Source organism: Micromonospora sp. NPDC005215, from assembly GCF_040607915.1.
GTDB lineage: Bacteria > Actinomycetota > Actinomycetes > Mycobacteriales > Micromonosporaceae > Micromonospora.
The window spans coordinates 17,871-40,191 of record NZ_JBEXHQ010000012.1; the positions used below are offsets into that span (position 1 = coordinate 17,871).

Annotated in this window: 18 protein-coding genes and 5 tRNA genes; 14 read left to right on the top strand and 9 right to left on the bottom strand. The window is 74.0% G+C overall.

Translation table 11 applies throughout. The annotated features are described in order from the left end of the window. Positions 1-7 precede the first annotated feature (7 nt). Positions 8-3,175 (top strand): permease, encoded by a 3,168-nt coding sequence (locus tag ABZU25_RS11965; RefSeq protein ID WP_355029339.1) that lies wholly within the window; start codon positions 8-10, stop codon positions 3,173-3,175. Next, a complete protein-coding gene (locus ABZU25_RS11970; protein ID WP_355029340.1) occupies positions 3,172-5,925 on the top strand; it encodes an FtsX-like permease family protein in 2,754 nt (917 codons plus the stop codon). Before ABZU25_RS11965 ends, ABZU25_RS11970 begins: the two co-directional genes overlap by 4 nt. Before the next feature lie 84 nt (positions 5,926-6,009). On the opposite strand, the gene ABZU25_RS11975 is transcribed toward ABZU25_RS11970, so the two are convergent. Next, positions 6,010-6,084 (bottom strand) — tRNA-Val (locus ABZU25_RS11975). 48 nt (positions 6,085-6,132) lie between these two features. Continuing rightward, positions 6,133-6,205, bottom strand: a tRNA-Gly gene (locus ABZU25_RS11980). A gap of 147 nt (positions 6,206-6,352) precedes the next feature. Between ABZU25_RS11980 and ABZU25_RS11985 the strand changes: the two genes are divergently transcribed. Continuing rightward, on the top strand, positions 6,353-6,595 hold the full coding sequence (locus ABZU25_RS11985) for a DUF6458 family protein (protein ID WP_347663612.1): 243 nt from the start codon (positions 6,353-6,355) through the stop codon (positions 6,593-6,595). A 130-nt stretch (positions 6,596-6,725) separates the two neighbouring features. Here the strand turns inward: ABZU25_RS11985 and ABZU25_RS11990 are convergent, their stop codons facing one another. Further along, a complete protein-coding gene (locus ABZU25_RS11990; protein WP_355029341.1) occupies positions 6,726-7,541 on the bottom strand; it encodes an isocitrate lyase/phosphoenolpyruvate mutase family protein in 816 nt (271 codons plus the stop codon). 70 nt (positions 7,542-7,611) lie between these two features. On the opposite strand from ABZU25_RS11990, the gene ABZU25_RS11995 reads away from it, so the two are divergent. From ABZU25_RS11995 to ABZU25_RS12005, 3 genes are all read left to right on the top strand, one after another. Then, on the top strand, positions 7,612-8,592 hold the full coding sequence (locus tag ABZU25_RS11995) for an ArsR family transcriptional regulator (RefSeq protein ID WP_355029342.1): 981 nt from the start codon (positions 7,612-7,614) through the stop codon (positions 8,590-8,592). Positions 8,593-8,644: 52 nt separating this feature from the next. After that, entirely contained in the window at positions 8,645-8,989 is a 345-nt protein-coding gene (locus ABZU25_RS12000) for a GNAT family N-acetyltransferase (RefSeq protein WP_355029343.1), read from the top strand. Positions 8,990-9,124: 135 nt separating this feature from the next. Further along, the gene (locus ABZU25_RS12005) at positions 9,125-9,643 is read left to right on the top strand and encodes a winged helix-turn-helix domain-containing protein (RefSeq protein ID WP_355029440.1); all 519 of its coding nucleotides are present in this window, start codon (positions 9,125-9,127) and stop codon (positions 9,641-9,643) included. Positions 9,644-9,719: 76 nt separating this feature from the next. Here ABZU25_RS12005 and ABZU25_RS12010 read toward each other — a convergent pair. The 3 genes from ABZU25_RS12010 to ABZU25_RS12020 all read right to left on the bottom strand — a co-directional run bounded on the left by ABZU25_RS12010 (position 9,720) and on the right by ABZU25_RS12020 (position 9,985). After that, a tRNA-Val gene (locus ABZU25_RS12010) sits at positions 9,720-9,794 on the bottom strand. Positions 9,795-9,807: 13 nt separating this feature from the next. After that, a tRNA-Cys gene (locus ABZU25_RS12015) sits at positions 9,808-9,878 on the bottom strand. A gap of 34 nt (positions 9,879-9,912) precedes the next feature. Then, positions 9,913-9,985, bottom strand: a tRNA-Gly gene (locus tag ABZU25_RS12020). A 386-nt stretch (positions 9,986-10,371) separates the two neighbouring features. On the opposite strand from ABZU25_RS12020, the gene ABZU25_RS12025 reads away from it, so the two are divergent. Together ABZU25_RS12025 and ABZU25_RS12030 are read left to right on the top strand one after the other, a co-directional pair. After that, on the top strand, positions 10,372-10,974 hold the full coding sequence (locus tag ABZU25_RS12025; protein ID WP_355029344.1) for a TetR/AcrR family transcriptional regulator: 603 nt from the start codon (positions 10,372-10,374) through the stop codon (positions 10,972-10,974). 79 nt (positions 10,975-11,053) lie between these two features. Next, complete coding sequence (locus ABZU25_RS12030) at positions 11,054-11,635, top strand: TIGR03086 family metal-binding protein (RefSeq protein WP_355029345.1); 582 nt, start codon at positions 11,054-11,056, stop codon at positions 11,633-11,635. 38 nt (positions 11,636-11,673) lie between these two features. Here the strand turns inward: ABZU25_RS12030 and ABZU25_RS12035 are convergent, their stop codons facing one another. After that, positions 11,674-12,807 carry an alkane 1-monooxygenase gene (locus ABZU25_RS12035; RefSeq protein WP_355029346.1) on the bottom strand — a complete coding sequence of 378 codons (1,134 nt, stop codon included), beginning with the start codon at positions 12,805-12,807 and terminating at the stop codon, positions 11,674-11,676. 221 nt (positions 12,808-13,028) lie between these two features. Between ABZU25_RS12035 and ABZU25_RS12040 the strand changes: the two genes are divergently transcribed. Further along, a complete protein-coding gene (locus ABZU25_RS12040) occupies positions 13,029-15,959 on the top strand; it encodes a M36 family metallopeptidase (RefSeq protein WP_355029347.1) in 2,931 nt (976 codons plus the stop codon). A 46-nt stretch (positions 15,960-16,005) separates the two neighbouring features. On the opposite strand, the gene ABZU25_RS12045 is transcribed toward ABZU25_RS12040, so the two are convergent. Then, complete coding sequence (locus tag ABZU25_RS12045; protein WP_355029348.1) at positions 16,006-16,857, bottom strand: hypothetical protein; 852 nt, start codon at positions 16,855-16,857, stop codon at positions 16,006-16,008. Between the two features lie 184 nt (positions 16,858-17,041). Here ABZU25_RS12045 and ABZU25_RS12050 point away from each other — a divergent pair, with 184 nt between their 5' ends. The 5 genes from ABZU25_RS12050 to ABZU25_RS12070 all read left to right on the top strand — a co-directional run bounded on the left by ABZU25_RS12050 (position 17,042) and on the right by ABZU25_RS12070 (position 21,615). Continuing rightward, a complete protein-coding gene (locus ABZU25_RS12050; RefSeq protein ID WP_355029349.1) occupies positions 17,042-17,710 on the top strand; it encodes a 50S ribosomal protein L11 methyltransferase in 669 nt (222 codons plus the stop codon). Positions 17,711-17,776: 66 nt separating this feature from the next. Beyond that, on the top strand, positions 17,777-18,898 hold the full coding sequence (locus tag ABZU25_RS12055) for a cytochrome P450 (protein WP_355029441.1): 1,122 nt from the start codon (positions 17,777-17,779) through the stop codon (positions 18,896-18,898). A 35-nt stretch (positions 18,899-18,933) separates the two neighbouring features. After that, a complete protein-coding gene (locus ABZU25_RS12060; RefSeq protein WP_355029350.1) occupies positions 18,934-19,776 on the top strand; it encodes a polysaccharide deacetylase family protein in 843 nt (280 codons plus the stop codon). An 88-nt stretch (positions 19,777-19,864) separates the two neighbouring features. Beyond that, the gene (locus ABZU25_RS12065; protein ID WP_355029351.1) at positions 19,865-20,797 is read left to right on the top strand and encodes an ATP-binding cassette domain-containing protein; all 933 of its coding nucleotides are present in this window, start codon (positions 19,865-19,867) and stop codon (positions 20,795-20,797) included. Beyond that, complete coding sequence (locus ABZU25_RS12070; RefSeq protein ID WP_355029352.1) at positions 20,794-21,615, top strand: ABC transporter permease; 822 nt, start codon at positions 20,794-20,796, stop codon at positions 21,613-21,615. The genes ABZU25_RS12065 and ABZU25_RS12070 overlap by 4 nt, the downstream gene beginning before the upstream one ends. 37 nt (positions 21,616-21,652) lie before the next feature. Here ABZU25_RS12070 and ABZU25_RS12075 read toward each other — a convergent pair whose 3' ends face one another. Beyond that, on the bottom strand, positions 21,653-22,318 hold the full coding sequence (locus ABZU25_RS12075) for a response regulator transcription factor (RefSeq protein ID WP_355029442.1): 666 nt from the start codon (positions 22,316-22,318) through the stop codon (positions 21,653-21,655). Between the last annotated feature and the right edge of the window lie 3 nt (positions 22,319-22,321).

The window sequence follows — 22,321 nt, forward strand, 5'->3', positions numbered from 1 at the left end:
CGCGACGATGCTGAGGCTGGTCAGCCGGCGCGCCCGCGCGCAGTGGCCGTTGCTGGCAGCCCTCCTCGGGATCGTCACGATCGGCGCGACGCTGCTGGGCACCTGCACCCTGCTTGTCACCCGCACCGCCGAGCGGGCGCTGGAGGTCGCCATGGCCCGCGCCGCCCCCGCCGCCGTCGACGTGACCGTCTACACCGGCACCGTCGAGGGCCGGGACACGCCGTCCGTCGCCGCCGACACCCGCACCGTGGTGGCCTCCGCGCTCGCACCGTTCCCGGTGACAACAACCGCGCGGGCGTCGACAGTGCTGCGAGCGCTGCCGCCCGCGCTCGCCCCGGGCACCACCGTCGCGGCCCAGGCGTACCTGTCGGGGCTGGACGACCTGCCGGCCCGAGCCGAGCTGGTCACCGGGCGCTGGCCACAGCACCCTGGCGACGCGGTGCTGCTGGAGTCCACCGCACAACTGCTCGGCCTCACCCCCGGTCGCCGGGTGCGCCTCGGCGCCGAGCTGGCCCACGCGCCCGTCCCGGCCATCGACGTGACAGTCGTCGGTGTGGTACGCCCGCTGCCGGGGCGCGGCTGGGACCGCGACCCGCTGGCCGCGACCGGCTCCGCCACCGGCTACCGGGACGGCCGCTTCCTCCAGCCGGTCAACGCCTACGGCCCGTTCCTCGTCGACCTCGCCGACCTGGTCACCACGGGTGCCACAGTCGACCGGATGGAGGTCACCGCCCATCCGGACCTGTCCCACCCCAACCGCCGCGACCTGGAGACCGTGGCCGGGGCCGTCCGCGGTGCCGACCGCCCGCTGGCCGGCGCTCTCGGCGACCGCGTACAGCTCGCACGGGTCTCCTCGAACCTGCCGCTGACCCTGCGGGCCGCCGACGACCAACGGCACGTCACCGCCGCCGTCGTGCTCGCCATCGCCGTCCTCGGCGGTGTCCTGGCCGCGACGGCACTCGTCCTCGCCGGCCGGCTGACCGCTGGCCTACGCGCCGACGAGACCGCCCTGCGGTCCGCCCTGGGCGCCAGCCGTCGCCAACTCGCCGCCACCGCGACACTCGAGGCCGGGCTCGTCGCCGCCGTCGCCGCCGCGCTCGCGATACCGGCCTCGTCGGCCCTGCACGCCGGCCTGACCCACCTACCGCCGCTGGACGGCGCCGGCCTGACCGTCCGGCCGGCCATCGCCGGCGCCCAGGTCCTCGCGGTCGCCGGCGGCGCGCTGCTGCTCACCGCTGTGCTCACCGTCCTGGCGATCCGGCCCGTCCCGGCACCCGGTGACCGGCGCACCCGCCGCGAACTGCTGGCCCGATCCGGCGCCGACCTGGTGCTCGCGGTATTCGCCGCAGCCGGATGGTGGCAGCTGTACGCGCAGCCCACCACCGCCAGCCCACGCGCCGACGCGGTCCGGGTGCTCGCGCCGGCGCTGCTGCTCACCGCAGGCGCCGCCCTCGCGCTCCGGGTGGTACTGCCCGCCCTGCGCGGCGTCGACCGGCTGGCGTACCGCGCCCGTGGGCTGGCGCTTCCGCTGGCGGTCTCCGAGGCCGCCCGCCGGCCCCAGGCGGTCGCCGCCGGGCTGCTCGTCGGGCTTGCCTGCGCGGCCGGAACCTTCGGCCTCGCCTTCGACACCACGTGGCACCAGTCGCAGCGCGACCAGGCCGCCCTTTCCGTCGGCACCGACCTGGCACTCACCCTCAGCACGGCGCCGGTGGCCGGAGACGGCGCGGTCGTCAGCGCGACCACCGCGGGGGCGGTGAGTCCGGCCCTCGACCGTGGTACCGCCGTCGGTCAGTGGCTCGGCAACGCCGGCAGTGCGCCGCGCCTGGTCGCCGTCGACACCACCCGCGCCGACGCGCTGCTGCGCGGGCCGTTGGACAGCGACCGCGGATGGGCGGACGTGGGCGCCACGCTGGCGCCACGCACCCGGGCCACCGGCCTCGCCGTTCCGACTGGCGCCTCGCTCGTCCTGAGCGGGACCGCCCCCGGCGACACCTCGCTCACCGTGACGCCCCGACTGCTACTGCAGGACGCCACCGGCCTACGCACGTCCTGCACCGGTCCCGCCGTACCGCTCGACGGCCGGGAGGTTCGGCTGCCCGCCTGCGCGACGGCTGACGGGCTGCGCCTCGTCGCGGTCGCCCTGCCGGTCACCGCCGACGCGATCGGCGGACCCGTCGCCGTAGCCGTCACGCTCACCGTGCCGCCCGCCGGGTCGGCGGAGAGGTCCCCGGACGAATCGGAGTGGACCGCCACGTCCGCGCCGCCGGTCCCGAGCAAGTTGACCGACCTGACCGTCATGGTGTCCGCCACGCCGACGGGAACCGCGCTGCGGATGGCCGCGACCGTCGACCTCGGCGGCACCGCGGACGCCGCCCGGACCCTCGTCGCCACCGCCTTCCCGGACCCCGGCCCGGTGCCCGTCGCCGTCTCCGCCCGCTTCGCCAGCGAGGTCGGTGCCGACAGCGGCAGCCGACTCAGCGTCACGGTCGGCACCACGCCCGTCCCGATCGTCGTCACCGAGGTCGTGCCGACCGTGCCGTCCGCCCCCGGCGCCGTCGCCGTCCTGGCCGACCTGGACACGCTGTCCCGCGCACGCGCCGTCACCGGTGACCTGACGTTCCCGGTCGACGCCTGGTGGGTCGGCCACCCAGGCGGTCCCGGTGCCGCCGAGCGGGCCACCGCCCTGCACCTGGGCACCGTCGCGACCCGCGAGGCGGAGACCGCCCGCCTCACCGACGGCCCGTTGCAGGCCGGGCTGCCGGCCGCGCTCCGGCTCGTCGTCCCGGCCTCGGCCCTGCTGCTGCTCGCCGGCGTCGTCCTGCACGTCACCTGTGACCTACAGGTCCGCGCTGTCGAGGTGGCGCGGCTACGCGGCCTGGGGATGTCCCGGCGCGGCATCCGGGCCGTGCTGCTCGGCCAGCACGCCGGCGTTCTGCTGCCCCTGCTCACGGCGGGCGCGGTCGTCGGCGCGCTCGCCACCCGCGTCGTCGCTCCCCTGCTCGTGCGCTCCGACACCGGCGCCGCGCCCGTCCCGGCCGCCCAGCCACACTGGCCGTGGCCGGCCGAGGCCGCGCTGCTCGCCGTACTGCTGGCCGGATGCGTGCTGGCGGTCGCCATCGTGGTCACCGTCCAGGTCCGCCGGGCCGATGCCGCGCACCTGCGGGTGGCACCGTGAACCGGTGGCTGACCCGCCGCTGGCTGGCGCCGCACTGGCCCAGCATCCGCGGCCGTGGCCGTACCGACGCCGGACCGCTGCTGCTCACCGCCGCCGTCATCGCGGTCGTCGCGCTGCTCGCCGGGGCCGTGCCGGCGCTGCTTCGCGCCGCCGCCGACAGCGCCGTCCAGGACACCGTCCGCCGCGCCGGCCAGGACTCGAACGTCCTCGCACACGCCGACTGGGAACGCGACGACGGCCCGACCGGTGGGCGGGTCCGGATGCCCCGCCTCGCCGAGGACGTCGACAACTTCAGCGCCCGGGCGACATACGCGCTCGGGCCCGACCTGGACGCCGCGCTGCTCCCGCCCGTCGCCGTTGTCAACGGCCCGATCCTCACCATCACCGACGGCAGCGTGCCGCGTACCTTCCAGTTCACCTACCTGGCCGGTGACCTCGGCGGCCCGGACGTGACCTGGATCGCCGGCAGCGCGCCCGGCCCCACCGTGACCGACGAGTACGTCGAGATCCCCTACGACGGACCGCCCTGGCCGGTGCAGGTCGGCCTCTCCGAGGCGGACGCCGCCGCACTCAACCTCGGCCCCGGCGATCGAATCCCGGTAACGGACGGCCAGGGTCGCGACAAGGACGTCCGGATCAGCGGGATCTACCGACCCGCGGACAGCGCCGACCCCGCCTGGCGACTCGCTCCGGCGCTACTGCGCCCCGTGCCCGGCGCCGACGGCGTGGGAACCACCCGGTTCGCCGGCCTGCTGTCGCGCGAGTCGTTGTCGGACGCCCGGCTCGCCGTCGACGAGGACCAACTGCGGAGCACCGTCCACTTCGCCCCCGAAGCCGACGCGCTCACCTGGGATGCCACTGCGGCGCTCGCCAGCCAGGTGGTCAAGCTCAAGGCAGCCTCCGGCTCAGCAGGCGACAGCGGCCAGTCCCTGCGGTGGGAATCGCAGCTCGACACCGCCCTGCGCGACGCCCGTACCCGGAACAGCGGCGCTTCCGCACAGGCCGCCGTCCTGCTCGCCGGGGTGCTGACCGCGACGGTACTGGTCCTGCTGCTCGCCGCCGACCTGCTGGTCCGCCGCCGTACCCCGGCGCTGAGCGCCGCCCGGCAGCGGGGGGCGGCCCTACCCGACCTCGGTGCGGAACTGATCATCGAGTCCACAGTGGTGTCCCTGTCGGCCGCCGCCGTCGGGCTCGCGCTCGCCCGCGCGGCCGCTCCGGGCGTCTCCTGGACCTGGGCCGTCCCCGTGGTCCTGGCCGGTGCCGTCGCCGGGCCGGCGTTCGGCACCCTCGCCGCCGCTCGCGCCAGCCGCGACCGGCGCCAACCCGCCAACCCGACCGCTCGGCGCTGGATCCGGGCCACCAGCCAGCTGCGCCGCGCCGCCGTGGAGGCCGCTGTCCTGATCGCCGCGGTCGCCGCCTTCGTCACCCTGCACCAGCGCGGGCTCCTGCCCGTCGCCTCCGACGGCGACACCGGTGAGCTGACCGGCGACCTGATCCTGCCGATCAGCGCCCTCGCTCTGGGCGCGCTCGTCGGCGCGCTCGTCCTGCTCCGGCTGCTGCCCCTCGGGGCGCGGTTCGCGCTCCGGCAGGCCCTGCGCTCGCGCCGCCCGCTGGCCGTGTTCAGTGCCGCCCAGGCGGCCACAACCGCCGGGCGCGCGCTGCCGCTGCTGGTTCTGGTCAGCACCACGGCGCTCGCGTCGTTCGCGCTCATCCTCGGCACCACCGTCACCCGGGGTCTGGCCGACGGCGCGTGGAGCACCGTCGGCGCCGACGCCCGCCTCGACGTCGACGCCGAGGCCGCCACGCCCGCACTCACCGAGCGCATCGCCGCCGCACCCGGAGTAGGGCAGGTCGTCGTCGCGCAGGTGACCGACTCGGCGCGCGTCTTCACCGAATCGACACCACTCACCCCACGCCTGGTCATCGTGGACGCCGCCGCGTTCCAGCGCCTGCTGGCCACCACTCCGCTGCCCGACGCGCCGGCGCTGGCCCGGCTCACGGCACCCGGTCCTGGCACCGGGGACGTCCCGGCGCTGGTCCGATCGAGCGACGGCGATCTGCGGACCGGTACGCGGCTGCAACTGCCCCGGGACGGCGCCCCGGCGATCCGTCTCGCCGCGGTCGGTACCGCTCCCTCCGTCGGCGGCGCCACCGACGTCGTCATCGTGGACGCCGCGGCCCTCGCCGACGCCGGGCTGCCCGCCGTTCCGAATACCGTCTGGGTGACCGGCCCCGGCGCGGCGCGGGCCGTGTCGAACAGCGGCGTCACCGCCGACGTCGTGCTGCGCGCGGACGTCCTTCGGGCGCAGCGAGTGGCTCCGCTGACCGCAGGGCTACTACGGCTGGCGTGGACGGCCGCCGCGGTGCTGCTGGCGCTGGGGTTGCTCGGCCTCACGCTCGCCGCCGCAGCCGGTGCGTCGGAGCGGTGGCAGACCCTGACCCGGCTGCGGACCCTCGGCCTGCGGCCACGCGACGCCCGCTGGGTCGCCGCCGGAGAACTGCTGCCGCCGGTCGTGGTCGCCGCGGTGTGCGGCCCGCTACTCGGGGCCCTGCTCGCACGCCTGACGCTCGGCCCGCTCGACCTGCGGCTGCTCACCGGCCAAACCGCCGACCCGGCGGCGGTCCTGCCGTGGTGGCTGCTCGGCCTGGCGAGCGTGGCGCTGCTGGCGGCGGCCGCCACGGTCGTACCTGTCGAGTCCGCGCTGCGGCGACGCGACCGGCTGAGTGAGGTGCTCCGCGCCGGCGAGTGACCGGCTGGTGGCAGGTAGGAAGCAGAAACGCCGAGGCCCGCCACCGGATATCCGGTAACGGGCCAGCTGATCCGCGTACATAGATGGTGGGCGATACTGGGTTTGAACCAGTGACCTCTTCCGTGTCAAGGAAGCGCGCTCCCACTGCGCCAATCGCCCGTGGCGACCACCGAACCCGGCAGCCAGGCCCCGATGGGGCAGATCGCGAGCGGACGACGGGATTCGAACCCGCGACCCTCACCTTGGCAAGGTGATGCGCTACCAGCTGCGCTACGTCCGCACGTCCCCGACTCGCATCGGCGACAGGTGAACCTTACCCGATGCCAAGATCGCTTGGCGCGGCACCCTGCGCGGTGGCGGTTGCGCTGGTCGCCACCGGGGTACTGAAGGGCTCGACAGCGCACCACACCCCCTTAAGGAGGCTGTCGTGGGTATCGGCACCAGCATCTTCCTGATCGCGCTCGGCGCGATCCTCACTTTCGCGCTGGACGCGAGCGTCGGTGGCATCAACCTCGACGTGGTCGGCTGGATCCTGATGGGAGCCGGCGTGCTCGGCCTGATCATGACCACGCTGATCTGGGGCCGGCGTCGCCAGGTGGTCACGACCACCGAGCAGCCGGTGGAGTACCGCCAGGTCGAGGAGCGGCGCGACATCGCCCCGCCGATGTGACACGACCACTTCCCGTCGCCGGCGCAGCCGGCAGGTCAGGCGATTACGGACCGGCCGCCTCGACGAGGGCGGCCGGTCCGTCGCATTCGGGCTGAGGGCGGCGCGGGAGCGATGCCCACAACCGCACCGCTCAGCGCATCAACGCGTTGAGCGTGCCGTAGTCGAGGGCATCCGCCAACGCGCCGTAGGTACCCACGCCCAGCGCCTCGTCCGCCGCCTGGCGGGCAACCGTGTACGCGGCCTCCGCGACCGCCGAGCCGAGGCTCACCCGGGCCACACCCAGGCCGGCCAACTCCCCCACCGACGGCGCGCCCGGCCCGGCGAGCACGTTCAGCGGCGCGGGCACCGCCTGCACCAGCGCGCGGATGGTCACCGGGTCGACCACCCCCGGCACGAAGATGCCGTCCGCGCCGGCCGCGAGATAGGCGGTGGCCCGCGCCACCGTCTCGTCGACGCCCCCGGCGCCGCTGAGGAACGTGTCGATCCGGGCGTTGACGAACAGCGGCAGCCCCGCCGAGTCGGCCGCGCCCCGTGCCGCGCCGATCCGGTCGCACTGGTCGGGCACGTCCCGCAACGGCGGGCCGTCCTCCCGTCGGGCGTCTTCGATGTTCACGCCGACGGCACCGGCGTCGAGCACCGCGCGGATGGTCACGTCGACCTCCGCCGGTGTCGCCCCGTACCCGGACTCGATGTCCGCGGTGACCGGCAGCGACACGGCGGCGGTGACCCGGCCGACCAGTTCGACGGCCGCGTCGCGGCCGAGGACGTCACCGTCGGACACTCCCAGGCTCCAGGCGACGCCGGCGCTGGTGGTGGCCACCGCACGGGCGCCGGCGGTGGCCACGATGCGGGCGCTCGCGGCATCCCAGGCGTTGACCAGGACCAGCGGCGACCCGGGGGTGTGCAGGGATCGGAAGAGTTCGGCTCGGATGTGTTGTTCGCTCACCCGGCAAGTCTCGGCCGGTCCCCGTCGCCGCAGTAATGTTTCAGTCCCAGCTGAATCCACCGGGGGTGTCGTGGTCGCCATCAGCTTGTCGGCGGGTGCGGTCGCCCGCATCCGGTTCGCCGTCTCCTGCCTGTGGGAGGTCGTCGCGAGCGTCCGGGTGCTGCGTGACCCCGGGGACCACGCCGTCCACCTGCCCTGGGTGCGCCGGGTCCGTCCACCGCTGGTCGAGGCGGGGTTGGTCGACCCGGACGGCGGGCTGCTCTGGCAGTTGGTGCCGGCCCCGCCCGGCTACCTGGCCGACTTCCTCACCCCACCGCCCGCTGGCCTCAGTCCGGACCTGACCACCGAACTCGCCGCGCTACGCGCCACCCCGGCCGACACCGTCCGCGCACACCTGGACCTGTACCCGGGTGACCGCACGCCGGCGCTCGCCGCCCTGTACGCCGATCCCCCGGTCGGGCTGCGCCGGCTGGCCGAGGAGATCGAGGCGTACTGGCGGATCGCACTGGCCCCGCACTGGCCACGGCTGCGACTGCTGCTCGACGCGGACGTCACCGCCCGCGCCCGCATCCTCGCCGAGGACGGCGCGGCGGTGCTCCTCAACGACCTGCACAGGCAGGTCCGGTGGGAGGACGACACAGTGCTCATCGCGCAGCGGCACTGCCTGGCGCCGGACGTCCCGGACGGCCCGGGCCTGGTGCTGGTCCCGTCCGTCTTCGTCTGGCCGTCGGTGGCGAGCGTGTCGGCCGGGGACGCGCCGCAGCTCGCCTATCCCGCCCGCGGGCTCGGCACACTCTGGGAGCGCCCGAAGGGGGTCCCGCACGCGCTGGCCGCCGTGCTCGGTCGCGGGCGGGCCCGGCTGCTCACCGAGCTGACCTCGCCGGTCAGCACCACCGAACTGGCTTGGCGTAGCGAGATGTCGCCCGCCGGAGTCTCCCAACACCTCAGCGCCCTCCGCGCGGCCGGCCTGGTGGTGACCCACCGGCGGGGCCGGACGCTGCTCAGCGCCCGCACCGACCTGGCCGAGGCACTGCTCTCCGCGACCGGGTAGGCGTCGCGGCGTGCGGACGGGCCAGCGTGCCGCGGCGTAGATCGAGCCGCAAGTGTCCGGGATTCCGGCCGGCGGGGTGGCCGCGACGATCGAACGGGAGAAGGCGTTCACCGGCGACGGCACGGTGCTCAGACTGGCCGGTCGCCTCGACAACGGCCGGGTCGTCGGAACGGCCGTCGCCTGGCTCAGCCACGGACTGGTCACCCTCTACTTCGTGGGTACGCAGCCCGAGCACCGCCGCAGGGGCATCGGCGCGGCGCTGACCAGGGCCGCGCTCGATCTGGCCGGGGAACGCGGCGCCCGCGCCGCCGCCCTCACCTCGTCGCCCATCGGCGAGCCGGTCTACCGCCGCCTCGGTTTCCGGCCGGTGGGCGAGTTTCGCGTGTTGACGTTCTGAAATCGGCGCCCGAGGCCATCCTCACCCGCAAAACCATTGACTACGGGGGTCAGACAGCGTTGTCTTTCCTGTGGCGCCTGGGGAGGGAGAACGGTGACGGACGACGTGTCCCTCGTGTTCTGCGTAACCGCCGACGTGTCGGTGCGCGAGCGGATGGTCCGGCGCCTGGACGGCCTCGGCACCCTGGTGATCTGCGCCGACCTGGCCGAGTTGCAGGCGATGATCGGGCCGCCCGCGCTCGGCGCGCCGGCCCCGCTCCTCAGCCCCACGACCACCTCCGCCCCCGGACCAGATCCAGCCGCCGCCGGCCCAGCCGGTGACAGGGGTCCAGCCGCCGTCAGCGCCGACGCGGGCGATCGGATCAGCCTCGGCGACCTCCTGATCGATCCGCTCGACCATCTGGTGACCTGGCGCGGACAACCGCTGGCCCTGACCCGCCTCGAACGGAACCTGCTCACGCACCTCGCCACCGCGACGGCCGGAGTCTGGACCTACGAGCGGCTCTTCGAGTCGGTCTGGGGGTGCGCGTACCTCGGCGACACATCGGTCCTGCACTCGGCCGTGAAACGGTTACGCCGCAAGCTGCGCGTCGCCGGCGCCGCGGTACGCGTGCACACCGTACGCGGGATCGGCTACCGGCTCAGCGTGACGTGAACCCACCCGGGGCCGACTGTCTGTGACAAACACGAGCGGCTCGTCACCGGAATCCGGTAACGAGCCGCTGATCTGCTGGTGGGCGATACTGGGTTTGAACCAGTGACCTCTTCCGTGTCAAGGAAGCGCGCTCCCACTGCGCCAATCGCCCGTGCTTGTTGCCGAGGTGGGGACGGGATTTGAACCCGCGTACACGGCTTTGCAGGCCGTTGCCTCGCCTCTCGGCCACCCCACCGAGGTTGCCCCCGTCATGCGTGGCGGCAGCTCCGAGCGGACGACGGGATTCGAACCCGCGACCCTCACCTTGGCAAGGTGATGCGCTACCAGCTGCGCTACGTCCGCACGCCCCCGGACGTTCCCGGGTGACGGATGAGAACTTTAGCCGAGCCGGTGAAAGACTGCCAACTCGGGGTCACCTCGGCGCGTCCCATCGATCCCGGGCAGGGTCGGGACCACCACCGGCAGGCTTCCTAGGGGGCTGGCCTGGTGCTGCTGGCGGCCACCTACCGTCACGCTCGGGCGCCTCTAGGCGATGATGGTCGTCACTGCGCCGAACGCCGGCCACCAGGCACGTCGTGCGCCACCCACTCGCGGCGGACCTCGGTGAACGCTCTCACAGGAACGACTGACGGCACCCCGAGGAAGTGTCCGGCTTCCGACTGTCGCATCGCGGATCCGGCCGCAGCGGTAACTGTTCGTGTTCACTCGGATGGGCTACGGTAACGGTCGTGACGAGACGTGCGGCCGAGATCCGCCTGGATGCCCTGCTGCGCACCGCCTGTGACGTGATCGTGGAGCGCGGTCTGGCCAACACCCGGACGGCCGACGTGGCACAGGCCGCCGGCGTGAGTCAGGCACTGGTGTTCTACCACTTCGCCACGAAGGACCGCTTACTCGCGCAGGCCTTCGCGTACGCGGTCGAGCAGGATCTGGCCCGACTGGACGCGGTGACCCGCTCCTCGGCTCCCCCGCTGACCAAGCTCCGCCGGATCCTCAAGCTCTACACCCCGGCCGGACGGGCGACCTCCTGGTCGATGTGGATCGACGGCTGGTCCGAGTCGCTGCGCACCCCCGAGTTGGAGAAGGTGTCCCGCCGGCTCGACCTGCGCTGGCGGCAGGACCTGGCCGCGGTGATCTCCGCCGGGGTGGCCGACGGCACCTTCGAGTGCGCCGACCCGGACGGGGCCGCCTGGCGGATCAGCGCGGTGATGGACGGCCTCGCCGTCCAACTCGCCGTGCACGACCGGGTGATCTCCCGTCGGCAGTTCGGCGAGTGGGTCCGGCTGGTCACCGCCCGGGAGCTCGGCCTGGACCCCACCGCCCTGGACTGAGCCGGGCAGCCAGCGCGATCGCCCCACCAGGCCGGGCAAAACGGCTCGGCCCGCCCCGCCGACCGGAACAATCGGCAGCATGGATCTGCTGGAGGCGTACCGCCGGAGCCTGGCCGAATTCGTCGACCGGGTGGACCAGGTCGAGCCCGGCCAGTGGTCCGACCCGACACCCTGCTCCAACTGGGACGTGCGCACGCTTGTCAACCACGTGGTGGGTGAGGACCGGTGGAGCGTCCCGCTGCTCGCCGGCCGGACCATCGACGAGGTCGGCGACCGCCTCGACGGCGACCAGCTCGGCGACGACCCGATCGCGGTGGCGCGGGAGGCGGCCGCGCAGGCCGAGATCGCCGCCACCCATCCGGGCACGCTCGACCGCGTCGTGCACCTCTCCGCCGGCGAGACCCCGGCCGCGGAATACCTCCAGCAACTCCTCGCCGAGCATCTCGTCCACGGCTGGGACGTGGCGGTGGCGATCGGCGCGCAGCCTCGGCTCGACCCGGACGCGGTGCACGTGGCCGCCCAGTGGTTCGCCGGCCAGATCGACGACTACCGCCGCAACAACCTGGTCCAGACCGGGGTGCGGGTGCCCGACGACGCCGACGAGCAGGACCACCTGCTGGCCGCCTTCGGCCGCGACCCCGACTGGACACCGGACGACTGACCCGGCGCGGCGGACCGGACGACCGACCACCCGCGCTGTCACCGCCGACGGTGCACGTTGGCGCGCGTCCGGTCGCCGCCGTAGTGGGCGAGCACCCGACGGTCCATCACCCGCCGCCACAGCGGTGGCACCAGCGCGACGACCACCATCGTCGCGTAACCGGCCGGCAGCCGCGGTGAGGTGTCGAAGGTGCGCAGGGTCTGGTAGCGGCGCAGCGGGTTGGCGTGATGGTCGCTGTGCCGCTGGAGCTGGAAGAGGAAGACGTTGGTGACGACGCGGTCGCTGTTCCAGCTGTGCCGAGGGTCGACCTTCTCGTAGCGGCCGGCGCCGGTGCGCTGCCGGGCCAGCCCGTAGTGCTCCAGGTAGTTGACCGCCTCCAGCAGGGAGAAGCCGACCACCGCCTGGAGGACCAGGAACGGCAGCACCCCGGGGCCGAGGGCCACTGCCAGCGCCGCGTACAGCAGCAGGGTCAGGGCCCAGGCGTTGAGCACGTCGTTGCGGTGGGTCCAGGGTGACCGGCCGCGGATCCGGAACCGGCCGGCCTCCAACCGCCAGGCCGAGCGCAGGCTGCCGAAGACGGTACGCGGCCAGAACGCCCAGAAGCTTTCCCCCAGCCGGGAGCTGGCCGGATCCTCCCGGGTGGCGACCCGCACGTGGTGGCCGCGGTTGTGCTCGACGTGGAAGTGCCCGTAGCCGGCCGGCGCCAGGGCCACCTTGGACAGCCAGCGCTCCACCCGCTCCCGCTTGTGGCCCAGTTCGTGGGCGGTGTTGATGGCGATGCCGTTGACCACGCCGACCGTGGCGACCAGGCCGGCGGCATCCAGCATCGAGAGCGCGTCGCGCGTCCACACCGCGCCGCAGAGCACCAGTGCCGCGTACTGGGCCGGCAGGTAGAGGTAGGTCAGCCAGCGGTAGTAGCCGTCGGCGGACAGGCGGGGCACCGCCTCCTCCGGTGGGTTCTGCCGGTCGTCGCCGAGCAGCAGGTCGATCACCGGGATCACACCGAACACGACGACCGGGGTGAGCCACCAGGCCCAGGCGCCGCCGCCGGCCCGCCACACCGCGAAGCCGGCGAAGGGCAGCGCCGGCACCAGGAGCGCCAGCGGCCAGAGCGCCCTGCGGGGGTCTCGCCACCGGGCGGGCTCGACTGTCGGATCGACATCGACGGCCATGACCAACCTCCGGTCTCGCGTCCCTGCACCGACTGTGGCAGCCGTCCCGGAGTTTTACAAGAGCGCAGTTTTTGTAAAGTCAACTTATCTCGATCAATTGGCGCGTCGAGCGGCCTGGACCTTGCCGCCACCACCCCCGCCTGATATTCACAGACACACATGCGTCATCGCGCATCGACGGCCGGCGACCGCCGGCCATTTCGCTCCCACGAGGAGGTCCCGTGCCACTACCCGAATGGTCACCCCCGATGAGCCGGCGTCGACGCCGGCTCATCGCCGTCCTGGCGACGACGGCCACGGTCGCCGCGTTGCTCCCCACCGGCGTGAGCACCGCGGCCCCCACCGGCAGCGCGGCGTCCGCCGAGCGCCGGTCCGGACCGTTCAGCGAGGGGCACGAGCCCGCCGACGCCGACAACCGCGCCGGTACGGCGGCACCCGACGCCCGCCAGCGCGGCCTGGCCCGCGCCGCCGACCCCGACGTTCGGTGGAACCGACTCGGCACCCCGCAGGCGCTCGGGCCCGGCCGCACCCCGCTCGCCAGCGGGCTGCCCGCCGACCCGGAGGCCGCCGCCCGCGCCTACCTGACCGGCAACCGCGACCTGTTCGGCCTGGACGCCGCCGCAGTGGCCAGCATGGAACGGGTGCTGGTCCGGCCGATCGGCAGCGGCGCGGTGGTCACCCTCCGGCAACGCTTCGGCGACCTGCCCGCCGGACCGGACGGCCTCGTCACCCTCGCCGTCACCGGCGGCACGGTGCTGTCGGTCAACTCCTCGCTGGCCCGCGACACCGGCACTCCCGCACCGGCCACCCGCACCGCCGAGCAGGCGTACGCCGCCGCCCTCGCCGACGCCAGGCTGACCGCCGGCGCGGTGGCCAGCCACACCATCCGGCCGGTGGCCGTACCCACCCCGCTGGACGGGCCACGGGCCGCCTACGAGGTCACCATGATCGCCGCGGACACCGAGCACCCGGCCGCGTTCACCAGCTACGTGGACGGCGGCACCGGGCAGGTGCTGGTCCGTGAGGACCTCGTCGACTTCGACTCCGACAACCCCAGCTGGGCGGTCTTCCCCGCCACCCCGCCCCGCGACCTCGGCCCCGGGCAGGACCCCCGGGTGCGCTGGTGCGGCGACCCCGCACCCGGCTGCCAGGCCGCCTTCCGCGACCCGGCCACCGGCCAACCCTGGGACATCGACGCGGCCACCGGCACACCCACCTTCACCTCGCGCGGCAACTCGGCAAACACCGTGCTCTCCTGGGGTGCGGGCACCCCGATCGTCCCGGCCACCACCAGCCCGGACCGCCGCTACGAGTACCCCTTCACCGACCAGTGGCACCAGGCGAAGTGCAACCCGGAGGTGTTCACCTCCGCCCAGCGCAACGACGCGGACGCGTCGATCGCCAACCTCTTCGCCATGCACAACCGGATGCACGACTGGTCGTACCAGTTGGGCTTCACCGAGTCGGCGTGGAACCTCCAGGCGGTCAACCTCACGCCGGCCGGGCTGGGCGGTGACGCCGAGCAGGGCCGCGCCCAGCAGGGCGCGCTCACCGGCAACCGGAACAACGCCAACCAGGGCACCGGACGCGACGGGCTGCCGCCGACCACCAACATGTACCTGTGGCAGCCGCAGGCCGGTGGCCCGTACCCGCCGTGTGTGGACGGCGACTACGACATGACGGTGATCGGCCACGAATACACCCACGCGATCACCAACCGGATGATCGCCGGCCCGGACAGCGGGATCGGCGGCCACCAGGGCGGAGCGATGGGCGAGTCGTGGGGCGACCTGCTCGCCGCCGAGTACCTCTTCCAGAACGGGCTGCGCGCGCCCGGCGAGACGCCCTTCGTCACCGGCGGCTACGTCACCGGCAACCTGGTCAGCGGCATCCGCAACTACGACCTCAGCCGCAGCCCGCTCAACTACTCCGACATCGGCTACAACACCGGCGGTCCCGCCGTGCACGCCGACGGGGAGATCTGGGGCGCCACCAACTTCCGGGTCCGCGCCGCACTGGTCAAGCGGTACGGCCTCGGCACCGCCCAGCGGCAGCTCGACTGCGCACAGGGGAAGGTCGCCGCCGACCAGTGCCCCGGTAACCGGCGCTGGTCGCAGTTGGTCTTCGACTCGTTCCTGCTCCAGGCCGCCAGCCAGGTCAGCATGCTCGACATGCGGGACAACATGCTCACCGCCGACCTGCTCCGCTTCGGCGGCGCCAACCAGGACCTGATCTGGGCGGAGTTCGCCCGCTCCGGGATGGGCCGCGACGCCGCCACCAACGGCGCCGGCGACACCGACCCCACGCCGAGCTTCGCCTCGCCTCGCGGCGGCAACGCGACGCTCACCCTGCGCCCGCGCGGCGACAGCGCCGACGCGCCGATCCGGGTGTACGTCGGGGCGTACGAGGCGCGGGCCACGCCGATCGCGGACACCGACCCGGCGACGTCGATCCCGGACACCGTGCAGCTGGTGGCCGGCACGTACGACCTGCTCGCCGTGGCCCCCGGCTTCGGGCACCAGCGGCTCACCGTGGTCGCCAAGGCCGATCAGGACGGATATGTGGACCTGCGGATGAGCCGCAACCTGGCGTCCACCGCGTCCGGGGCGACGATCACCGGCGACGGGGTCAACCTGGACCGGATCGCCGACGACACCGAGGCGACGAACTGGGCCTCCCTGGACGGGGTGACCGGCCGGCAGCTCACCGTGGCGTTGCCCGGGGACGCCCCGCAAACGGTCAAGCGGGTGAACGTCAGCGCGATGCTGCGCCCGGCGATCGCCGGCGACGCCGACACCGGCAGTCAGAACGCGCTCAGCGCGCTGCGCTCGTTCGCGGTGTCCGCCTGCGACGCGACGACCACCGACTGCGCGGACCCGGCGCGCTGGCAGCGGATCTACAGCAGCGCGGGCGACGCGTTCCCCGGCGGGGCGTACCGGTCGTACAGCCGGGACATCAACCTCCGGACGTTCGCGGTGCCCACCACCCTCGCCACCCACCTGCGCCTGGAGGTGTTGGCGAGCCAGTGCACCGGCGGCCCGCGGTACGCGGGCGAGCAGGACGACGACCCGGCCACGACGACGGACTGCGCAACCGCCAGCCCGGCCCGGACGCAGGTCAGGATCGCCGAGTTCCAGGCGTTCTCGAAGTGACGCCGTGGGGGCCGGCGGACTGCCCGCCGGCCCCCACGTCCCCCGCTCAGCGGCGGGCCGGTCGCCAACGGTCGGCCGAGACCGGCCGCTCCCAGCGCCGATCCACCGGCGGGTCCTCGGCCTCGTCGGCAGTGGCCCGGGTCAGGTGGCGCAGCCGCAGCAGCAACCCCATCCCGAGGAAGAGCAGCAGCCCGCCGAGCAGAAACGCGGCCTGCACCACGCCGAACCCGCCGGCCTGCGAGACCGGGCGGCCGGCCGGTGGGGCGGCGTCGGCCGGGTAGTCCCCCACCGGTTCCGCCACCGACGTGTCCTCCTCGACCGGAGCGCTCGCCGGGTCGCTGGGCCGCGCCGGGGTGGCGCTCGGCTTCGGCGTACCGGTCGGGGTGACGCCCGCGCCCTGCACCGAGCGGGTGGCCGTCTGCCGGGCCAGCAGGCGCGCGTTGGCGTCGTACGCCTCGGCGGCGAGGGTGACCCGCCCCTGGGTGATGTCCTCGGCGAAGGCCACCCGGTAGCGTGCCGTGACCGTACGACCCGGGCAGAGCGTGCCCGGGTCGAGCTGCCGGTCGGTCAGCCGGGCCACGTCACCCTCGGTGCTGATCTCCAGGGGAAAGTCCCCGTTCTCCTCCACCCGATCCATCTTCACCTGGTCGAGCCGGATGCCCTGCACGCTGAGCACCATCGACCAGCGCACCTTCACGCATCCGCCGCGCCGATCCGTCTGGGACACCACAGCGGAGATCGTCCGCACCTGCTCCCCGGCGGTGAACCGGGCCGGCAGGCCGCTCATCTCGGTGGCGAAGGCCGCCTGCGCCGGCGCGGCCAGGGTCAGCACCGCCCCCGTCACGCCGGCAACCAACGCCCCGACCCGCAGCGCGTACCGCCACACGATCACCACCACCCCGCCTCTTCTCGTCGCTCCCGGGAAACGCTAGGAGGAAACGGGCGGGCCGGACAGACGGGTGTCTTCGCATCGGACGCCAAGGACAAGTGGTGATTTCACCGAGAGTGGTGAACCGCTGACCCGTACGGCTGCCTCCCCCTCCATCCGGCGTCGGGGATTGCCGGTGCGCGAGAATCGCCAGGTGTCCGAGCTCTCCAGCACGTTCGTCCGGCTGCACGCCCGGCTGGCCCCGGTCCCCTTCGTCCCCGAGGTGCGGTTGCACCAGGCCGACGAGCCGATCGGGCTGTGGGAGCTGACCGAGGGCGAGTTCTCCACCGACCGGCCGCCGCCGTTCTGGGCGTTCGCCTGGGCCGGCGGTCAGGCTCTCGCCCGCTACGTGACCGACCATCCGGAGCTGGTCGCCGGCCGCCGGGTGCTGGACCTCGCCTCCGGCTCCGGCCTGGTGGCCATCGCCGCCGCCCGCGCCGGGGCGGCAGCGGTGCGAGCCGTCGAGGTGGACGAGCTGGCCGTGGCGGCGGTCGCGCTCAACGCCGAGGCCAACGGGGTACGCGTCGACGCCGAGTTCGGCGACATCCTCGACTCCGACGCGGGGGACGCCGAGGTGGTGCTCGCCGGTGACGTCTTCTACAGCGACGCGATGGCCCGGCGGGTGCTGCGCTTCCTGCTGCGCGCCGCCCGTGCCGGGGCGCCCGCGCTGGTCGGTGACCCCGGCCGGGCGTTCCTACCCCGCGACCGCTTCGACGAGTTGGCCGCGTACGACGTGCCGGTGCCGGAGGCGCTGGAGAGCGTCCGGGTGAAGCGCACCACCGTCTGGCAGTTGCGCGCCGGGCTGCCGGGAGCCGCCCGCTAGCGTGTCGACGTGCTCTTCTCCAGCTGGGGGTCCGCGGTCCAGGCACCCTGGCCGGACGTCGCCGAGGTGAACGACCACGTCGGCGTACGCCACCTGGTCGTCACCCGGCACGCGCTGGTCCGTCAGGTCCTGGCCGACCCGGTCAGCTACCGGCCGGACAACGCGCTGGACGCTGTGACACCGATGCCGGTGACCGCGCTGCGGGTGCTCGCCGGGCACCGGTTCCGGCTGCCGCCGACCCTGGCCAACAACTCGGGCGCCAGCCATCCCCAGATCCGGGCGATCGTCGCGGCGGCGTTGCACCCCGAGCGGGTCGCCGCGCAGCGGCCCTGGCTCACCGCGCTGGTCCGGGACCGGGTCGTCCGGCTCGGCGCCCGGCTCGACAGCGGCGCGCCGGTCGACCTGTACGCGGACCTCGCCGCCGACCTGCCGCTGCTGGTGCTGGCCCGACTGGTCGAGCTGCCGGACGCACCCGTCGGTGCGGTGAAGGAGTTCGCCCGCGCCGCGCTGGAGTTGTTCTGGGCACCGCTGGACGCCGACCGGCAGCTGGCACTCGCCGCCGAGGTGGGCCGGTTCCACCGCGTACTGCGGGACTTCGCGGCCACCGGCGGCGGGTTGGCCGGCGAGCTGCGCGCGGCCGGGCACTCGCCGGACGTGGTGGTCGGCGCGCTCTTCTTCCTGCTGGTCGCCGGGCAGGAGACCACCTCGCAGTTCCTGACCCTGCTGCTGCACCGGCTGGCCGGGGAGCCCGCGGTGCGGGCCGGCCTGCGCACCGGCGAGGTCGCGGTGGCCGACGTCGTGGAGGAGGGGCTGCGACTGGAGCCGCCGATCGTCACCTGGCGGCGGGTGGCGGCGACGGACAACACGCTGGGCGGTACGGCGGTGCCGGCGGGCAGCAGCCTCGTGCTCTGGCTGGGTCGCGCCGGCCGCGACCCGGCGGTCGTCGAGGCGCCCGACGAGTTCCGGCCGGGCCAGCGTGGGTCCCGCCGCCACCTGTCGTTCGGGGCGGGCGCCCACCGCTGTGTCGGTGACGTGCTGGCCCGGATGGAGGCGGCAGTGGTGGTTGCCGAGGCCGCACCGCTGCTGGACGGGGTGACAGTGGTCCGCCCGCCCTGGTGCCCGGACAATCTCACCTTCCGGATGCCGGACGCCTTCGTCGTCCGCCGTTCGGCGGGGCACCGGCCCTGACCGGATCCTGACCTCACTTCGGTAGGTTTCCGGGCGTGTCAGCGAACCCCGCCCGTCGGATCCTCGCCGTCGTAACAGTTCTGGCCCTGCTGGTGCTGAGTGCCTGCACAGCCGGCGGCACTGTGCACGCACGGCAGATCACCATGGGCCAGCCGGCCCTGTCCGCCTCGCCGGTCGCGCCGTCGGCCTCGCCGTCCCCGACGGCGACGCCCACACCGGGAAGCCTGGACTGGTACGTGTCCCAGGTGCCGACCTTCCCCGAGGCGCCGCCACCGCAACCGGTGCCGCTGCCGGCGACCGGCGCGGCCCAGTTCTGGCACCGTCTGCCGACCGACCAGAAGGTCGCCTTCATCACCATCGACGACGGTGGGCTGGCCCGCCCGCCCGAGGTGGCCGACTTCGTCTGGCGGGCGCACATCCCGGTCACGATGTTCCTCAACTCACCGGCGGCGGCGGAGCACACCGACTACTTCCGGCAGATCACTGTGGCGGGCGGGGTCGTCGAGAACCACACAATCACGCACACCTCGCTGGCCGGCCGGTCGTACGACCGCCAGAAGCACGAGATCTGCGGGGCGGCGGACAAGCTGGAAGCGTTGTTCGGCAAGCGACCGACCCTGTTCCGGCCACCGTTCGGCGAGCATGACAGCACCACGTTGAAGGCGGCGTACGACTGCGGCGCGAAGGCGGTCTTCCACTGGACCGAGACCGTGCACGAGGGGAAGGTGCGCTACCAGACCCCGGAGAAGGTGGTGCACCCCGGCGACGTGCTGCTTATGCACTTCCGGCCGGCGCTGATGGACGACCTGCTCGCCGCGCTCAAGGCGATCCACCGCGCCGGGCTCACGCCGGCGCTGCTGGAGGACTACGTGCGCTGACCGTTCGCCGACGACCTGACGAAAGTCAGTGTCAGGTGGTGCCTTTCGGGCGCGGTGCGGCGGCGGGCCGCGCGCCTAACGTCAGCGCATGATCACACTACGTGGGTTGACGAAACGGTTCGGGGCGACCGTCGCGGTCGACGCGTTGACCGTCGACGTCGCGCCCGGCCGGGTCACCGGCTTTCTCGGCCCCAACGGCGCCGGCAAGTCCACCACCATGCGGATGATCCTCGGGCTGGACCGCCCCACCGCCGGACAGGCCCTGATCGGCGGGCGCGCGTACCGGGAACTGCGCCGACCGCTGCACGAGGTGGGCGCGCTGCTCGACGCCCGAGCCATCCACCCGACCCGCTCCGGCCGGGCGCACCTGCTGGCCATGGCCCGCAGCAACGGCATCCCCGACCGCCGGGTCGACGAGGTGCTGGACACCGTCGGGCTGGACGGGCGGGCCGCCGGCAAACCGGGCCAGACCCTCTCCCTCGGCATGGGCCAGCGGCTCGGCATCGCCGGCGCGCTGCTCGGCGACCCGCCGGTGCTGATGTTCGACGAGCCGGTGAACGGCCTCGACCCGGACGGGGTGCGCTGGGTCCGGCAGCTCACGCGCTCGCTTGCCGACCAGGGGAAGACCGTCTTCGTCTCCAGCCACCTGATGAGCGAGATGCAGCTCACCGCCGACCAACTCGTGGTGATCGGCCGGGGCCGGCTGCTCGCCGACGCACCGATCGGCGACGTGATCGCCGGCAGTACGGTCGCCGTCCGGGTGCGCAGCCCGCACCCGGACGGGCTGGCCGCCCTGGCCACGCGCCTCACGGCCGCCGGCGCGAGCGTGACGGCGGCCGACCGCGACGAGCTGACCGTCACCGGCACCACCGCGGACCGGGTCGGTGACCTGGCGCACGAGCTGGGGGTACGACTGCACGAGCTGAGCCCGCACGGCGCGTCGCTGGAGCAGGCGTTCATGGAGCTGACCGCCGACAGCGTCGAGTACGCCGGGGGTCCGACCGAAGGTGGGCAACGATGAGCACGCGGACCGACGTGGGCACCCGTCCCGCCACCGCCCCGGCCGCCGGTGCGCCGGCCGCCTTCCGGGGGGCGCTGGCCGCCGAGTGGACCAAACTGCTCTCGGTGCGCAGCACCTGGTGGACGGCGCTGGCCGGACTGCTGGTGATGGCCGCGAGCGCCGGTCAACTCGCCATCTACGCCGCCAACGCCAACACCAACGACGACCCGGCCGACGACCCGGGGATCGTCACCGTCGGCAGCGTGCTTATCGACTCGGTCGAGTTGACCCAGTACGCGGTGCTGGCGTTGGGCCTGCTCGCGATCACCGCCGAGTTCACAAGTGGCACCATCCGGACCACGTTGCAGTGCACCCCGTCGCGTGGTCGCGTGCTGCTGGCCAAGGCCGTGGTCACCGGCACCGTCACCTTCGCCCTCGGGTTGCTGCTCGGCGGCGTCGGCGCCCTGGTGGCCCGGCCGGTGCTCGCCGAGTGGGGCAGCGCGCCGGCCGCCGGCACCATCGGCGACATCGTGGCGGTGGCGGCCTACCTGGCGCTGATCGGCGTGTTCGCGCTGGGCCTCGGCGCCGCGCTGCGCAGCGCGGTGCTCACGATCGTCGTGCTCTTCGCCACCCTGATGATCGTGCCGCTGTCCCTCCAGGAACCGGACATCGACCTGCTGAACCGGATCGCCGACGGGTTCCCCGGCGTGGCCGGCGGGCACTTCATGGCCGGCGACACCGAGCCGTACCCGAGCCTGGTCGGGCTGCTCCTGCTCGCCGGATGGGCCGGTGCCGCGCTGCTGCTGGGCCGGGCCGCGCTGCGCCGCCGCGACGCGTAGGGCGCACCGGCTGAGCGGGGGCCGTGCTGGCCCCCGCTCAGCCGTCGACCAGCCCCGCCTCGTACGCGAGGATCGCCGCCTGCACCCGGTTACGCACGTCCAGCCGGGTGAAGATGCTTGTCAGGTAACTCTTCACGGTGCCCTCCACCAGGTGCAGCCGGCGGGCGATCTCGGCGTTGGACAGCCCCGCCCCGACCAGGGCCAGCACCTCCCGTTCCCGCTCGGTCAACCCGGCCGTACGGTCCCGCGCGGCGGGCCGGCGGGCCAACCGCCCGGCACCCAGCTCGATCACCCGACGGGCCACCCTGGGCGACAGGTACGCGCCGCCCTCGGCGACGGCGTGCACACCGGCGATCAGCTCACGCGGGTCACCGGCCTTGAGCAGGAACCCGTTGGCACCGTGCCCGAGCGCGCGGGCCACGTGGTCGTCCTCGCCGAACGTGGTCAGCATGATCGTCGCGGTCTCCGGCACGACCCGGCGGATCTCGGCGGCGGCGGCCAACCCGTCCAGCCGCGGCATCCGAATGTCCAGCAGCGCGACCCGAGGTCGGTGCGCACGGACCAACTCCACAGCGGCGCGTCCGTCACCGGCCTCGGCGACCACCTCGATCCCCGGATCGGCGGCGAGGATGGCCCGGACGCCGGCCCGGACCATGGCCTCGTCGTCGGCCAGCACCACCCGCACCGGCCCTACCCCGGCCATGTC